This is a genomic window from Ilumatobacter sp. (genome assembly GCF_030065885.1).
Classification (GTDB): domain Bacteria; phylum Actinomycetota; class Acidimicrobiia; order Acidimicrobiales; family Ilumatobacteraceae; genus Ilumatobacter.
In genome coordinates this window covers 1-15,592 of the sequence record NZ_JASJCS010000016.1, presented here as the reverse complement: position 1 = coordinate 15,592, position 15,592 = coordinate 1, and the positions used below count along the sequence as shown (strand labels likewise).

Here is a 15,592-nt window from a genome sequence, read left to right as displayed (position 1 = left end):
CACGTCGGTGCGCGGCCGCCGACCGGTCGAGCCGAGTCGGTTGCACCTTCTGAGCTCGCGGTCTCCGCACCGGCGGTCTGGCGCCGCCGCTTCGACGCTCGCCCACCGCACGTCCGTGCGCGGGCCCACCCGGACGTCGGTCCGTTCAGAGCGACAGCGGGTCGAGGCTGAGCAGCTCGGGCCCCGACTCGGTCACCAGGATCTGCTGTTCGAGCTTGACCCCCTCGCCTCCCGAGCGCCGACCGACGAACGACTCGACCGAGATCACGTTGCCGGCCTCGACCACACCCTCGAAGCCAGCGACCTCCCACTGCTCGCGGGTGTAGAGCGACGGGTACTCGTCGCACAGGCCGACGCCGTGGGCGAGGACCGTGTACCCGTTGAACTCGTCCACGGGCGGATAGCGCAAGCGCTCGGTGATCTCGCGGTACGTCGCTCCCGGCACGAACAGCGGGATGTTCGACTCGATGCTGTCGACGGCGCGAGCGAACAGGTCCCGCTGATCGGCGGACGGAGTGCCGCCGCCACACAACCACGTCCGGCTCACGTCGACGCACATCCCGTAGGCGCCGACGAGGTCGGTGTCGAACGCCACCAGCTCGCCGTCCTCGATGAGCTTCGCACTCGCCTCCTGGTACCACGGGTTGGTCCGCGGGCCGGACGACAGCAGCCGCGTCTCGACCCACTCGCCGAACCGCTCCCAGTTGCCCACGTGGAGCATCGACCACAGCTCGACCTCGGTCATCCCGGGGCGGAGCGCGGCCCGCATCTCGGCGATCACCCGATCGCACGAGAAGCACGCGAGCCGCATCGCGAGGATCTCGTCGGACGACTTCACCACCCTCGCGTTCTCCATCAGCCGCTGGCCCGAGACCAGCTCGACCCCGCGCGCCTCGAGCGCGCGGATCGCATCGAGACCGAGCACGTCGATCGCCAGCCGCCGGCCGCCCGAACGCGCCGAGCCGTCGATCAGCTCGACGATCTCGTCGGCCCAGACCGCGGCGATCTCGTCGACGCGATCGCCGACGTAAAACGGGTGCAGCGAGCGCGCCGGACGGATCTCGTCGACCACGTCGTTGTGCAACGACAGGAACTCGCCGTTCGAGTACTCGAACATCACGAGCGGCCCATCGGTCGCCACGAAAGCGAACCGCACGGCGTTGTGCATCGTCCAGACCGACATGTTCGTCGAGTCGGTCGCGTAACGGATGTTGAGCGGGTCGTACAGCAGCGCCCCGTCACAATCGTGGGCGGCGAGCTGCTCGCGGATGCGGGCGACCCGGTACCGCCGCATCGCGGCGAGGTCGGGCAGGGTGAGCCCGGCCGCCGACCACTCCGCCATCGTGGCCGGCGACGGCCCGACTTCGTGCAGGTTGCGGCCGGTGTGCTCGACCAGCCAGGCCGGTGGCGGCCCCGACCGGATCTTGGTTCGGTCACCGATCATCGACGCTCAGTGTCGCGCGCCGGCGAGCCGCCCTCCCGAGCGCGTTGCCGCCGTTACCCTCGATGCTGGTGACGACGTCGGGTGCACTGCGTCGGCGATGGTGGCTCATCGCAGGCCTCGTCCTGACGACGGTCGTGGTCGCGGTGGTGTTCGTTCGCTTCGTCGTGCTGCGCGACCAGGCTCGTGCCGTGCCGATCACGGAAGTCGTCGAGGACTTCCGTGCCGCGACGATGACCACACCGACCACCGCCGGAACCGACGCGACGCCCGCCACGACCACGCGGGTCACGGGGGCCACGCCGACGATCGCCGACCCGACGACGACCACATCGGCGCCCCCGGCGCCGACACCGGCCACCATCGAACTCGGCGTCTACCGGTACCGGACGACGGGCTCCGAGGAGATCGACGCCCTCGACGGCGCAACACATCGGTACCCGGCCGAGACGACGATCACGGCGACCGAGGGTGGCTGCGGCATCCATCTCCGGTGGGATGCCCTCCGCGAACGCCGCGAGGAATGGAGCCTCTGTCCGACCGCGAGCGGCGTCGAGCTGCAACCGGAGGCCGTGCAGTACCACGAGTTCTTCGGCCAACCGGAGGAGGAGGCGGTCGCGTGTGATCGCGGCGTCGTCCTGGTGCCCTCGGCCGACGAACCAGCGGCGCTCGGTCGGACGCAGCTCATGTGCACGCTCGGCGACGACCCGTGGCTCCCGACGTGGGAGGTGCTCGAACGGGATGTGCGCGTGGTCGCCGGCGAGACGGTGCCGGTCCGCCACGTCCGCATGACGGTCATCGACCATGACGACTACTGGGAGGACCAGGTGATCGACTGGTACCTCGCGGAGACGGGGCTCCCCGTCGAGGCCACGGCCGTCAAGTCGTCGCGATCACCGTCGCCGATCGGTGGGGTCGTCTATCGAGAGGAGTACCACCTCGAGCTGGCGTCTCTGGAGCCGACCCGATGAACGGGCCCGCTCGGATGCTCATCGACGTTCGTCGTCGACCAGCCGGAGGCTCATCGACACGACCTCGTCCATCGAGTAGCCGATCGATTCGTAGAAGCGGATCGCGTCGAGGTTGGTCGTGCGGATCTGCAGGTTGATCTTCGGGCAGCCGAGCGCCCTCAACCGTGCCTCGGCCGCCTGCATGATGGCGGCACCGTGGCCGGCGCCCTGCGCCGACGGGTCGACCGCGAGGTAGTTGATCCAGCCGCGATGTCCGTCGTAGCCGGCCATCACCGATGCCACCAGGCGATCGTCGACCGTGCCGACCAACAGACCGTCGCCGTCGACGTCGAGCTTGCGGTCGATGTCGCGATCCGGGTCGTTCCACGAGCGGGTCAACCCGCAGCGCTCCCACAACTCGATCAGGCGCGGTCGATCATCCGGTGCGAACGGTCGGACCAGCAAGCCGCCCGGGCCCGCCATCACATGCCCTTGCGGTAGCGGGCGAGCTCGCGCTCGGTCTCGCGCTGGGTGTCGCGCTCGACGATCGCCTGGCGCTTGTCGCCCCTGGTGCGGCCCTTGCCGACGCCGAGCTCGACCTTCACCCGACCCTCCTTGAAGTAGAGGCTGAGTGGCACGACCGAGACACGCTCTTGGTCGATGCGCGCTTTGAGGCGCGTGATCTCGTCGCGGTGGAGCAGCAGCTTGCGGGGGCGATCGGGGTCGTGGGCGCCGATACCCACCGCGAACAAATACGGCGCGACGTGCACGCCCTCGAGCCACGCCTCGCCGTCGCGGATCCGCACGTAGCTGTCGGCCAGCTGCACCTGGGCCTCGCGCATGCTCTTGACCTCGCTGCCGAGCAGCACGATGCCTGCCTCGAGCGTGTCGTCGATCGCGTAGTTGCGGCGCGCGACGCGGTTGCCGGCGATCAGCTTGGTTCCGGGCTTGGCGTCGCGCGTCTTCTTCTTGGCCATGGCCGTGTCGAGGCTACCGAGCGCCTCGTGCCGCCGAGGTCGAGAGGTCGCAGCGCCGCATCGGGTTCGCACCATCGCAAGCACCGGCGATCGAGCCGGTGGTCCGAACGCTGGAGCCGGCCGGATCGGCAACGCGCCCCTCCGGGCTCGCCTGACCGTGCTCGCCGCCTCTCCTCCACACGATCCACTCCCACCGGCTGGAGGGTGCGATCGGCACGTCACGGGTGGCGGCGCAGCGTGGGTGCCGCCGCACGGGCGATCCGGGTCGAGAAGTAGTTGACCCGCTTCAGGTTGGCGATCACGTCGACCTCGAACCGGTAGTTGGCGACGCGTCGCGGCGCCTCCACCAGGAGTCGCTCGGCCTGATGGGCGCCGGCGCTGCGCTCGAGGCGGTTGATCTTCGACTTGAGGCGCCGTGCCCGTCTGGCCGCTTCGGGATCACGCTCGATCAGCGCGTTGGTCGCCTGGGACAGGCCCTCGGCGACCGCTTCGTGCAGCTCGCGGAGGACGTCGAGCGACTCCGCGCTGACGACGAGTCCGTGGTCGACGCGGTCGAGGCCGAGACCGACGAGGTTCGTCTCGATCACGTCGCCGATCGCCTCGAGGCTGTCGGCGGCGTGCATCATGTTGGTGAGCTCCGCGGTGGCCGGCTTCGACAGCTTCTGTGTGCCGATCTCGCGGAGGTAGTCGATGATCTGGGCGTGGAGCGCGTCGACCTCGTTGTCGACGTCTTGGATCTCCAGCAGGTCCCAGCGGGTGCCCGTCGTCAGCGCCGGGAAGACGTCGTCGAGCATCCCGCGCGTACGGGTCGCCATCCTGGCGATCTCGAGGCGCGTGCGTGCGAGGGCCAGTTCGGGCGTCGACAGGAGATCGCGGTCGAGGTGCTTCACCGGAACCACGGCGGCGTCGCCGTCACGGTCGGGCAACAGGCCGGACACCAGGCGGGCGAGCTGTGGTACGAACGCGATGAAGATCGCCGCGTTGACGACGTTGAACAGCGTGTGCGCGTTCGCGACCTGGCGCTCGATCGGTCCGCCGATCGACCCGACCCAGCCGGTCAGCTGACCGATGAACGGCAGCCACAGCACGGCCCCACCGACGTTGAACAGCGCGTGGCCGAGCGCCGCCCGCTTGGCGGCCCGCCCGTTGCCGATCGTGGCCAGACCCGCGGTGACGGCAGTCCCGACGTTGGCGCCGAGGATCAGCGCGACGCCGGTCTCGATGCTGATCAGGTTCTGCTGGGCCAGCACGATCACGATGCCGGTCGTCGCCGACGACGACTGCACGATCGCCGTGAACGCCGCCGCCGCCAGGATGCCGAACAGCGGGAACTCCAGCCTGGTCATCACGTCGACGAACGTCTCGGAGGTCTCGAGCGGCGCCATCGCATCGCCCATCACGGCCATCCCGAAGAACACGAGTCCCAACCCCATCACGGCACTTCCGACCGCCTGACGCGCCTGGCTCTTCGACAGGAACGTGATCGCGAAGCCGACCGCCACAGCGAGCAGCGAGTAGGTCGTGATCTCGAACGCGATCACCTGTGCCGTGACGGTGGTGCCCACGTTGGCGCCGATGATCACGCCCAGCGACTGCGTGAGCGTCATCAGGCCCGAGGAGATGAACCCGATCACCAGCACCGTCGTGACCGACGACGACTGGATGACCGCCGTGACGCCCGCTCCCGTTGCCAGTCCGGCGAAGCGGTTGGTGGTGAAGCGCGACAGCACCTCGCGCATCTGCGTGCCCGCGATCAGGCGCAGCGACTCGGTCATCTGGCTCATGCCGAGCAGGAAGAGCGCCAGTCCACCGAACAGCTCGATCAGGAGCGTGAACGAGATGTCGTCGGTCGGCTCGACCTGGGCGAGCAGGGGGGCGACGAGGGCGAACGTGCTCACCGCCGACACCTCGTGTCCACCTCTCGTTCACACACCACCGATCCTCCCGCGTGAGTGGTGGGGTGTCAACGAACCGGGCGAGTCGCCGGCCGCGCGGGCGCGCTAGCTTGCCGTCGATGCTCCGCCTCGACCACGCCGCGTTCGACGCCATCTGTGACCTGGCGTTTCGCGAGTACCCGTTCGAGATGTGCGGGCTGATCGCCGGTGAACCTGGCAGCGACGACGCGACGATCTTCTACCCCTGCCGCAACGCCGCCGAGTCGGCCAGGGTCTACACGATCGACCCGAAGGACCACCTGCGCGCCGAGCGCGACGCCGACGATCGTGACTGGGAGATCAACGGCGTGGTACACAGCCACACCCATTCCGAGCCGTACCCCAGCCCGACCGACGTCGCCCAGGCGCCGGTGCCGGGCTGGCACTACGTGATCGTCTCGCTGAAGCGGGACGCGCCCGAGTTGCGCAGCTACCGCATCGTCGACGGCGACATCACCGAGGAACCGGTCGAGCTGACGTAGCGGCGGTTCGGGTGGCCTGTCTCGCTCCCGCCCCCTACAATCATGACTACTCACATCGGATTTATCGGAATGATCCGGATTCGGTCGTGGTTGGAGCAAGCATGACCCTCGAGCAGACGATGTACCCGCAGACCGGGACCGTGCCCGGCATCAGCGCCGTGCACGCCAACGTGCTCGACCTGATCGGCGACACCCCGGTCGTCGACGTGTCGAACCTGTCGCCGAACCCGAACGTGCGCATCCTCGCCAAGCTCGAGATGCAGAACCCGTTCGGCTCGGTCAAGGATCGCATCGCCAAGGCCATGATCGAGGCCGCCGAGCGCGACGGGCGTCTGCTGCCCGGCCAGACGATCCTCGAGCCGTCGTCGGGCAACACCGGCATCGCGCTCGCCGCGATCGCCCGTCTCAAGGGGTACCCGATCAAGATCCTGCTCCCCGAGAGCGTGTCGATCGAGCGGCGCCAGATGCTCGAGATCATGGGCGCTGACATCATCCTGACGCCGGGCGCCGAGGGCTCGAACGGCGCCGTCCGGCGCGCCCAGCAGCTCGCCGAGGAGCATCCCGAGTGGTGCTTCACCTACCAGTACGCCAACCAGGCCAACCCGACCGCGCACTACGAGGGCACCGGGCCCGAGATCTGGCGCGACGTGCCCGACATCACCCACTTCGTCGCCGGCCTCGGCACGAGCGGCACCCTGATGGGCACCGGCCGCTACCTCAAGGAGCAGAACCCCGACGTCCAAATCGTCGCCGTCGAGCCGCCGCTCGGCGAACGGGTCGAGGGGCTGCGCAACATGGACGAGGGCTACATCCCGCCCGTGTTCGAGCTGTGGCACGGCCAAGATCTGCTCGACCGCAAGCGAGTCGTGCGGCCGCGCGAGTCGATCGAGTGGACCCGCCGCCTCGTCAGCGAATGCGGCGTCTTCGCCGGGTTGTCCTCGGGTGCCGCCCTCGCCGGCGCCGCGAAGGTCGCGAGCCAGATCGAGTCGGGGACGATCGTGTTCATCGTCTGCGACGGCGGCTGGAAGTACCTGTCGACCGGCGCCTACACCGCCGACCTCGACGAAGCCGAAGCCAACGCCGAAGCGATCATCTACTTCTGATCGCGTACCGGCGCGGAGCGCCGGCGTCGTCGTCCGCTTCGCTTCCTCCTCGCGCCGCGTCCGGCGGGGCTCCCTGGCGGTCGCTGACCGCCACCTGATCAGGCAGTGCCGGCGGGCTCAGGTGCCTCTGAGGCCGATGCCCTGAGCGCCGAGGAAGCGGCTCGTGTAGCTCGTCAGGTTGCCGATGTAGTTGGCGCGCTCGTAGGCCGTCGGGTCGGCGGCGGCGTCACGACTGACGGCCCCGCACATCTCGTCGACCGAGCGGTACTCGTGATCCGACATCCACTGGCGGAGCTCGGCCTCGATCGTGGCAAGGTACCCGGCGCCGTGGAACAGCAACGCCGACGTCGTCATCGTCACGTTGGCGCCCGCCAGGATCAGCTTCGCGGCATCACGCCCGCTGTGGACGCCCGTCGACCCGGCGATCGAGATCGACAGGAACTCGCGGGCGATCCCGATCCACCGCAGCGGCAGCCGCAGCTCGGCCGGGCTGCTCAGCGAGACCTTCGGCTTGATGTCGAGGGTCTCGAGGTCGAGGTCGGGGAGGTAGAAGCGGTTGAAGAGCACGAGGCCGGCCGCGCCCGCCTCCTGCAAGCCGTGCAGGAACGACGCCAACGACGAGTAGTGCGGCGAGATCTTGACCGCCACCGGGATGCCGACCTCGTCGGCGAGCAGGGCGACCAGTTCGAGTTGCTCGGCCTCGATCGCAGCGCCGCTGATCGCAGGATCGGCGGCAACCGTGTACAGGTTCAGCTCGATCGCGTCGGCACCGGCGTCCTCCAACAGCCGGGCGTAGCGCAACCAGCCGCCGACGTTGGTCCCGTTGAGGCTGGCCATCACCGGGATCGCCACCCGGTTCTTCGCCGCCTCGATCAGGCCGAGGTAGGCGTCGGTGCCGGTGTTGTAGTCGTCGACCTCGGGGAAGAACGACGACGCCTCGCCGAAGCTCTCGTGGTGCACCGAGAACAGCCGGTCGATCTCAGCGGTCTCGTGCTCGATCTGCTCTTCGAACAGCGAGGGGAGCACGATCGCGCCGGCTCCGGCTTCCTGGAGCTCGACCATCTTGTCGAGATCGCCGGTGTACGGCCCCGCCGACGCCACCAGCGGCGACCTCAGCCGGAGCCCGAGGTAGTCGGTGTGCAGTTCGGTCGCATGGGTCATGGCTGTACCCCCTCCTCGCCGGGTTCGAGCTCGATCTCGACGATCTCGTCCTCGTCCTCGAGGTGCGGGATCGCACGCTCGATGTCGGTGAACTGCTCGAACAGCTTCCAGCGCTCGTCGATGTTCGCCTGCGCCAGATCGAGCAGATGCTCCGAACGCGCCGGGTCGGACCGGGCGAGCATCGCGTAGCGAGCCTCCTTCAGCGCGAACTCGCGCAGCGGTACCGTCGGCGCTGCGGAGTCGAGCTGGAACGGGTGCTCGTGCTCGTCCTCGGACGGGCGGTACCGGTACAGCGGCCAGTACCCCGACCGCACCGCCAGCTTCTGGTGCGCCATCGACGTCTCCATGTCGATGCCGTGAGCGATGCACGTCGAGTAGGCGATGATCAGCGAGGGGCCGTCCCACGCGTCGGCCTCGCAGAACGCCTTCACCGTCTGCACGTCGCTGCCACCGAGCGCCACCTGCGCGACGTACACGTTGCCGTAGCTGCGGGCGATCGCACCGAGGTCCTTCTTGCTGGTCGGCTTGCCGGCGGTGGCGAACTTGGCGACCGCGCCGAGCGGTGTCGCCTTCGAGGCCTGGCCACCGGTGTTCGAGTACACCTCGGTGTCGAGCACGAGGAGGTTGACGTTGCGGCCGGTGCCGAGGACGTGGTCGACGCCGCCGTAGCCGATGTCGTAGGCCCAGCCGTCGCCGCCGACGATCCACGTGCTCGTGCGCACGAGCTCGTCGGCGATCGTGTCGAGACGCCGGGCGCGGACGTCGTCGATCTCGGCCAGCCGGGTCCGCAGTTCGGCGACGCGTTCGCGCTGGGCGAACACGTCGGCTTCGGTCGGCTGCGTGTTCGCCAGCAGGGCGGTCGCGAGTTCGGGCCCGATCTCCCCGGCCAGCTCGTCGACGAGGCGGGCGGCCTCGTGCTGGTGCTGGTCGATGCCGAGCCGCATCCCGAGCCCGAACTCGGCGTTGTCCTCGAACAACGAATTGGACCACGCGGGCCCGAGGCCCGCGTCGGTCTTGGCCCACGGCGTGGTCGGCAGGTTGCCGCCGTAGATCGACGAGCAGCCGGTCGCGTTGGCCACGACGAGCCGGTCGCCGAACAGCTGCGTGAGCAGCTTGACGTACGGCGTCTCGCCGCACCCCGAGCAGGCACCCGAGAACTCGAACAGCGGTTGCAGCAGCTGGCTGTTCTTGACGTTGTCGTGGCTGATCGCCGTGCGATCGAGCTCGGGGATCGTCAGGAAGTAGTCCCACCGCTCACGCTCGTGATCGCGATGCTCGAGGGCATCGCGCATGTTGATCGACTTGCGCTTCGCCTCGGTCTTGTCCTTGGCCGGGCAGACGTCGACGCAGATGCCGCATCCGGTGCAGTCGTCCGGTGCGACCTGCACGGTGAGCGAGTGGTCCTTGATCTCCCGCGAGCGGAACTTCTTCGTGGGGAATCCGTCGGGAGCGTCGGCGATCGTGGCCGGCTCGTACGCCTTCAGCCGGATCGCAGCGTGGGGGCAGACGATCGCACACTTGCCGCAGTCGATGCAGAGATCCGGCTCCCAGATCGGGATCTCGGCCGCCAGCTTCCGCTTCTCGTACTGCGTCGTGGCGGTCGGGAACGTGCCGTCGACCGGCAGCGCCGACACCGGGAGCAGGTCGCCGCGCCCGGCGATCATCGTCGCGGTCACGCGCTCGACGAAGTCGCCGGCACCGTCGGTGGGCAACGGCAACGCCTCCTCGGCGCTCGGCTCGGGCATCGTGGCCGGGACGGCGACCTCGGTCATCTCGCCGAGCGCTCGGTCGACGGCCGCGTGGTTGCGTTCGACGACGAGGCTGCCGCGGCGGCCGTAGACCTTCTCGATCGACGTCTTGATCGCGTCGACGGCGCGATCGATGTCCATCACCTCGGCCAGTGCGAAGAAGCACGGCTGCATCACCGTGTTGATGCGGCCGGGCATGCCGAGCTCGCGGGCGATGTGCGCGGCGTCGATCGTGAACACCCGCAGGCCCTTGTCGATGATCTCCTGCTGGATCACTCGCGGGAGGTGGTCCCACACCTCGTCGGCGGGATAGGGCGCATTGAGCAGGAACGTGCCGCCGGGCCGGGCACTCTCGAGCACGTCGAAACGGTCGAGCAGGCCGAACTGGTGGCAGGCCACGAGATCGGCGTCGTCGATCAGGTAGGTCGAGCGGATGTGCTCGGGCCCGTACCGGAGGTGCGAGACCGTCATTGAGCCCGACTTCTTGGAGTCGTAGACGAAGTAGCCCTGTGCCTCGAGGTCCGGCTCGCTGCCGATGATCTTGACCGACGCCTTGTTGGCGCCGACCGTGCCGTCGCTGCCGAGCGCGTAGAAGACGGCCGAGCGGTTGCCGTTGGTGACGCGGAAGCCGTCGTCGACCGGCAGGCTCAGCCCGGTCACGTCGTCCACGATGCCGACCGTGAAGCGGCGCCGGGGCGCGTCATTGGCGGCTTCGTCGAATGCGGCCTTCGCCATCGCTGGCGTGAACTCCTTCGAACCGAGCCCGTAGCGACCGCCGATCACCCGGACCGAACCACGGCCCGCGTCGGCGAGCGTGGTCACGACGTCCTGCAGGAGCGGCTCGCCGACCGCGCCCGGCTCCTTGGTGCGATCGAGCACGACGATCGACTGGACGCTGTCGGGCAACGCGGCGACGAACGCCTCGGTCGGGAACGGGCGGAACAGCCGGATGGTCACCAGGCCGACCCGCTCGCCGGCGGCCGACATCTGGGCGACTGCCTCGCCGGCTGCGCCGGCGCCCGACCCCATCATCACGATGACCCGTTCGGCGTCGGGAGCGCCCTCGTAGTCCACCAGGCCGTAGCGCCGGCCTGTCAACGCCTCGAGCTCGGCGAAGACCTCGGCGACGGTACCCGGTACGGCGTCGTAGAACGAGTTCGACGCCTCGCGACCCTGGAAGAAGACGTCGGGGTTCTGCGCAGTGCCGCGCAGCAGGGGTGCCGTCGGGCGGAGCCGGCGGAGCCGGTGGGCGGCGATGTCGTCGTCGCGGACCAGCGACCGGAGGTGGTCGTCGTCGAGCAGCTCGATCCGGTTGATCTCGTGCGAGGTGCGGAACCCGTCGAAGAAGTGCAGGAACGGCACGCGGGAGCGTAGCGTCGCGGCGTGCGCGACGGCGGCGAAGTCGTGGGCCTCCTGCACCGAGCTGGCGGCGAGCATCGAGAAGCCGGTCGTCCGGGCTGCCATCACGTCGCTGTGTTCGCCGAAGATCGACAGGGCGTGCGTGGCGACTGCCCGTGCGGCGACGTGGATGACGGCCGGGGAGAGCTCGCCGGCGATCTTGAACATGTTGGGCAGCATCAGCAGCAGTCCCTGCGACGCCGTGAACGTCGTCGCCAGCGAGCCGGCCTGCAGCGCACCGTGCAGCGCGCCGGCGGCGCCCGCCTCGGACTGCATCTCGACGATGTCGGGCACGGACCCCCAGACGTTGGGCTGGTCGGCGGCCGCCCAGGCATCGGCGGACTCGCCCATCGGGGACGCGGGCGTGATGGGGTAGATCGCCACGACCTCGGACAGCGCGTACGCAACGCGCGAGGCGGCCTCGTTGCCGTCAATGCAGGCAGCGGTCATCGTCGGGTCCTCCTGGCTCGGTCGGCCCTCCGGCAATCGTGGCGGCGCCCGCGGGGGCGCATGCACAGGAGGCCATACCGTCATTGTGCGAGTGCTCCGGACGCGGTGGTACCGCCCAAAGTCCCATTCGGGGCCGCCCGTCGGCCGTTCCTGATGGGGCGTCGCCGACCCGGCGGAGCCGGCTCGGCGTTGCCTGCCGGGCTCGCCGTCTCCGCCACGGCGCTGTGCGCCGCCGCTTCGACGCTCACCCACCTCGGTGACGTGGCGCGTTCGGTCGGGGCGTGGCCGATTGGCGGAGCCGGCTCGGCGTTGCCTGCCGGGCTCGCCGTCTCCGCCACGGCGCTGCGCGCCGCCGCTTCGACGCTCGCCCACCTCGGTGACGTGGCGCGGTCGATCTGTGGCCGTTGGCCGTGGCTACTCGAGGCGACGAACGGCTGCCTCGACCCGTTCCGGTCGACGCAGCACGACCCGTGCGTCGGTGACGATGCACGCGTCGTTGCTGACGATCAGCGGATTGATGTCGAGCTCCGCGACCTCGGGGTGGTCCGACGCGAGTTGGGCGACCCGGCAGATCGTCTCGGCGACGGCGTCGAGCACCGCGTCGTCGAGCACGATCGCTGCACGCGTCGACTCGATCATCGACCTCGCGGCGGACGGTGAGATCGGTGCGAGCCGGCTCGACTCGTCGCCGATCGCGTCGGCCTGCACGCCGCCCAGGCCGGCGGTGATGACCGGGCCGAGCCGCGGGTCGGCCACTGCATGGACCCGCAGGTCGACACCAGGGGCGGCCATCGGTTGCACGAGGACCTCGCTCGCGTCGTCGCCCAGGTGTTCGACCATCGTCGCGACCGCCTCGGCGACATCGGCCGGATCGCCGAGGTCGAGCGCGACGCCCGCCTCGGCCGACCGCCCGAGGTGTCGGCGGATCGCCTTGACCGCGACCGGGTAGCCGACCCGGTCTGCTGCAGCGACCGCGTCATCGGGCGGTACGAGCTCGGTGCGGGACATGGGTACCCCGTACGTGCCCAGCAGCACGCGCAGCGCCTGTGGCGACATCGTGCCCTCGTCGAGGTGGCCGTCGATCATGGCGCTCGCCCGAGCCGGGTCGATCCGTGCCGGCGACGGCCCGTGGTCGGCGCCCTCGGTGCGCCGCCAGTGCGAGTAGGCGGCGATGCGGGCGATCGCCGCCGCGGCCTGCTCGGGGAAGGCGAAGTTCGGGATCTGCGAGCCGGGGAGCGGGCCGTCGTCGGCTCCGAGCATCACCGTGACCACCGGCTTCGTCCCGCGCTCGGCGGTGGCGGCGATCGCGGCCGCCGGTGCCTCGAGGTTCGCCACGGCCGACGGTGCGTGGATGACGAGCACCGCATCGACACCCTCGTCCGCGAGCGTGGCGGACAGGGTGCGTGCGTAGTCGTCGGCATCGCTGCGCCAATCGAGGCGGTCGGCGCCGGGCACCACCTCGAGACCGGCGGCGGCCAGCGTCCCGGCGGCCAACTGCTCGGGGTTGGCCGCGTTGCACAGGACCGCGACGCGGTTGCCGGCCATCAGTGGCTGGGACGCGAAGACGCGGGCGGTGTCGAGCAGTGCGGTCACCGTCGGTACCTCGATCACGCCGGTGCGCTGGAACAGGGCGGCGTTGGCGGCGCCGAGCAGCGCGGCGCCGGTGCGGACCGCCACGATGGGCCGCCGGCGTGAGACGCGCCGCGCGATGCGGGCGAACTTGCGCGGATTGCCGAGCGATTCGGTGTACAGCGCGACGACGGCGGTGGCGTCATCGTCCTCCCAGAACTGGAGCAGGTCGTTGGCAGACACGTCGCGCTTGTCGCCGAGCGACACGAACCACGACGTGCCGAGGCGACGATGGGCGGCCAGCCGCAGCAGCGCGCTGCCGAGCGTCCCGGATTGCATCGAGATCGCGACGCGGCCGGGCGGCAGCGCGACGTCGACCACGGCGCCCTGGAGCCCGATGTCGGGACGCGGCGACGCGACGCCCATGCTGCTCGGGCCGATGATGCGGAGCCCGTTGCGCCGGGCGTGCGTGACGAGCGCCTCGACGTCGATCGATTCGTCGGTCACGGCGGTGACGACGACTGCGCCCCGGACCCGCTTCTCGATGCACTCGTCGATCGTCTGTCGCAGTGCGGCTTCGGGCACCGCGATCAGGGCGAGGCCGATCTCGTGCGGCACGTCGAGGATCGACCGGAACGCCGTGACTCCGCCGACCTCGTCGTGCGCCGGGTTGACCGGGAACACCGGGCAGCGGGGTCGCCGCGTGGCGTTGCGCCACAGCGACTCGCCGACCGTTCCCTCGCGATCGGACGCGCCGATGACCGCGACCGCCGTCGGCAGCAGGAGCCGTGCGATCGCGCGGGAGTCGGCGCGCTGCTCGCGGCGTTCGACCGAGTCGATGAACTCGGTGGTGTCGTCGAGCGAGAAGTCGACGTCGATGACACCCGAGTCGAACCGTCGCTGCAGCGGCCAGCCGGCCTTGGCGAAGACCGCCAGCATCGCTCGGTTCTCGCCCATCGTCTGGGCGGTGAAGCCGGAGATCCCGTTGTGGCGCGCGACAGCGGCAAGGTGTTCGAGCAGCAGCGTCGCGATGCCCTGCCCGTGGTGACGGTCGTCGACCATGAAGGCGACGTCGGCGTCGTTGCGGTTCTTCCACCGCTCGTAGCTGCCCCACCCGATGAAGTTGCCGTGCTCCTCGACGACCAGCGCTGCGCGGTCGACGAAGTCGACGTTGGTGAAGCGTTCGAGCTCGGCGTCGGTCAGGGTCGGCTTCGGCGAGAAGTAGCGGAGGTAGCGGCTGTCGCTCGATTGCGCCTCGTGGAACGTCTCGAGCGCGTCGGCATCCTCGGGCGTGATCGGCCGGATCACGGCCGACGTGCCGTCGCTGAGCACCACCGTCGACGTCCACCGCTCGGCGACGTCGGCGGTCGACACATCCGCGGCATCCATGGCCGTGAGCTTGCCACGCTGGACGCCCGACCCAGCTACCGCTCCCGGGTGACCGATGGCACGTAGCCTGTCGCCGATGCATCGGCCGATCGGCATGTTCGACTCGGGTTTCGGCGGGCTGACGGTCGCCCGCGCGCTGATCGACCTGCTTCCCGGCGAGGACCTCGTCTACATCGGCGACACCGGTCGGTACCCGTACGGATCCAAACCGCTCGGCGACGTGCGCCGATTCGCCCGCGAGCTGGCGCGGTCGATGGTCGACGACTTCGACGCCAAGGCGATCGTGGTGGCCTGCAACACGGCGACCGCGGCCGGCCTCGACGAGCTGCGGGCCGAACTGTCGGTCCCGATCCTCGACGTGATCGAACCAGGTGCCCGCGCGCTCGTCCAGACGACCGAGTCCGGCCGGGTCGGTGTGATCGGCACGGTCGGCACGATCTCGTCGGGGGCCTACGTCGAGGCCATCGAGGCCGTCGACGGTTCCGTCGAGCTGACGTCGGCCGCATGCCCGGGGTTCGTCGAGTTCGTCGAGCGCGGCCAGACCACCGGCGACGAGGTGATGGTGCTCGCAGAGCGGTTGCTCGCTCCGGTCCGCGAGGCCCGGGTCGACGCGCTGCTGCTCGGCTGCACGCACTACCCGTTCCTCGCACGGACGCTGAGCGACGTCATGGGGACCGGCGTCACGCTCGTCAGTTCCGCCGACGAGACGGCGTTCGCCGCGATGGGGCGCCTCGCCGACCTCGGGCTGCTCCGCGAGACCAGCCAGCCGGGTCGACACCGCTTCCTCTCGAGCGGGGACATCGACGCATTCCGCGAGCTCGGCGGCACACTGCTCGGACCCGAGCTCGACCACACCGAGCGGTGGCCGCTCGAGACCACCCGAACACCAACACCTCGATGCCGAGGAGAGGAGCAACCATGAGCCGTCCCGACGGACGCACCGCCGACGAACTCCGGCCGATCACCTTCGAGCGCGACTTCACTGAGATG

At 69.8% G+C, this 15,592-nt stretch carries 11 protein-coding genes; 4 read left to right on the top strand and 7 right to left on the bottom strand.

Features of this window, described 5'->3' with window-relative positions:
* Positions 1 to 145: 145 nt before the first annotated feature.
* Positions 146 to 1,444 carry a Xaa-Pro peptidase family protein gene (locus tag QNJ12_RS05805; RefSeq protein WP_300620109.1) on the bottom strand — a complete coding sequence of 433 codons (1,299 nt, stop codon included), beginning with the start codon at positions 1,442 to 1,444 and terminating at the stop codon, positions 146 to 148.
* Between the two features lie 68 nt (positions 1,445 to 1,512).
* On the opposite strand from QNJ12_RS05805, the gene QNJ12_RS05800 reads away from it, so the two are divergent.
* On the top strand, positions 1,513 to 2,412 hold the full coding sequence (locus QNJ12_RS05800) for a hypothetical protein (RefSeq protein WP_300620106.1): 900 nt from the start codon (positions 1,513 to 1,515) through the stop codon (positions 2,410 to 2,412).
* A gap of 18 nt (positions 2,413 to 2,430) precedes the next feature.
* Here QNJ12_RS05800 and QNJ12_RS05795 read toward each other — a convergent pair whose 3' ends face one another.
* The 3 genes from QNJ12_RS05795 to QNJ12_RS05785 all read right to left on the bottom strand — a co-directional run bounded on the left by QNJ12_RS05795 (position 2,431) and on the right by QNJ12_RS05785 (position 5,266).
* The gene (locus QNJ12_RS05795) at positions 2,431 to 2,874 is read right to left on the bottom strand and encodes a GNAT family acetyltransferase (RefSeq protein WP_300620104.1); all 444 of its coding nucleotides are present in this window, start codon (positions 2,872 to 2,874) and stop codon (positions 2,431 to 2,433) included.
* Positions 2,874 to 3,368 (bottom strand): SsrA-binding protein SmpB, encoded by a 495-nt coding sequence (gene smpB / locus QNJ12_RS05790; RefSeq protein ID WP_300620101.1) that lies wholly within the window; start codon positions 3,366 to 3,368, stop codon positions 2,874 to 2,876. The genes QNJ12_RS05795 and smpB overlap by 1 nt, the downstream gene beginning before the upstream one ends.
* 218 nt (positions 3,369 to 3,586) lie before the next feature.
* Positions 3,587 to 5,266 (bottom strand): Na/Pi cotransporter family protein, encoded by a 1,680-nt coding sequence (locus tag QNJ12_RS05785; protein ID WP_300620098.1) that lies wholly within the window; start codon positions 5,264 to 5,266, stop codon positions 3,587 to 3,589.
* A gap of 116 nt (positions 5,267 to 5,382) precedes the next feature.
* Between QNJ12_RS05785 and QNJ12_RS05780 the strand changes: the two genes are divergently transcribed.
* Both QNJ12_RS05780 and QNJ12_RS05775 read left to right on the top strand, forming a co-directional pair.
* Positions 5,383 to 5,784 (top strand): M67 family metallopeptidase, encoded by a 402-nt coding sequence (locus QNJ12_RS05780; RefSeq protein ID WP_300620095.1) that lies wholly within the window; start codon positions 5,383 to 5,385, stop codon positions 5,782 to 5,784.
* A 101-nt stretch (positions 5,785 to 5,885) separates the two neighbouring features.
* A complete protein-coding gene (locus QNJ12_RS05775) occupies positions 5,886 to 6,887 on the top strand; it encodes a PLP-dependent cysteine synthase family protein (protein WP_300620092.1) in 1,002 nt (333 codons plus the stop codon).
* A gap of 117 nt (positions 6,888 to 7,004) precedes the next feature.
* Here QNJ12_RS05775 and QNJ12_RS05770 read toward each other — a convergent pair whose 3' ends face one another.
* The 3 genes from QNJ12_RS05770 to QNJ12_RS05760 all read right to left on the bottom strand — a co-directional run bounded on the left by QNJ12_RS05770 (position 7,005) and on the right by QNJ12_RS05760 (position 14,602).
* A complete protein-coding gene (locus tag QNJ12_RS05770) occupies positions 7,005 to 8,048 on the bottom strand; it encodes a dihydroorotate dehydrogenase-like protein (protein ID WP_300620090.1) in 1,044 nt (347 codons plus the stop codon).
* Positions 8,045 to 11,644: a pyruvate:ferredoxin (flavodoxin) oxidoreductase gene (gene nifJ / locus QNJ12_RS05765; RefSeq protein WP_300620087.1), complete on the bottom strand. Its 3,600-nt coding sequence runs from the start codon at positions 11,642 to 11,644 to the stop codon at positions 8,045 to 8,047. Before nifJ ends, QNJ12_RS05770 begins: the two co-directional genes overlap by 4 nt.
* Positions 11,645 to 12,058: 414 nt before the next feature.
* Positions 12,059 to 14,602, bottom strand: coding sequence for a GNAT family N-acetyltransferase (locus QNJ12_RS05760; protein WP_300620084.1), 2,544 nt, complete (start codon positions 14,600 to 14,602; stop codon positions 12,059 to 12,061).
* Between the two features lie 76 nt (positions 14,603 to 14,678).
* On the opposite strand from QNJ12_RS05760, the gene murI reads away from it, so the two are divergent.
* On the top strand, positions 14,679 to 15,524 hold the full coding sequence (gene murI, locus QNJ12_RS05755) for a glutamate racemase (protein WP_300620081.1): 846 nt from the start codon (positions 14,679 to 14,681) through the stop codon (positions 15,522 to 15,524).
* Positions 15,525 to 15,592 lie beyond the last annotated feature (68 nt).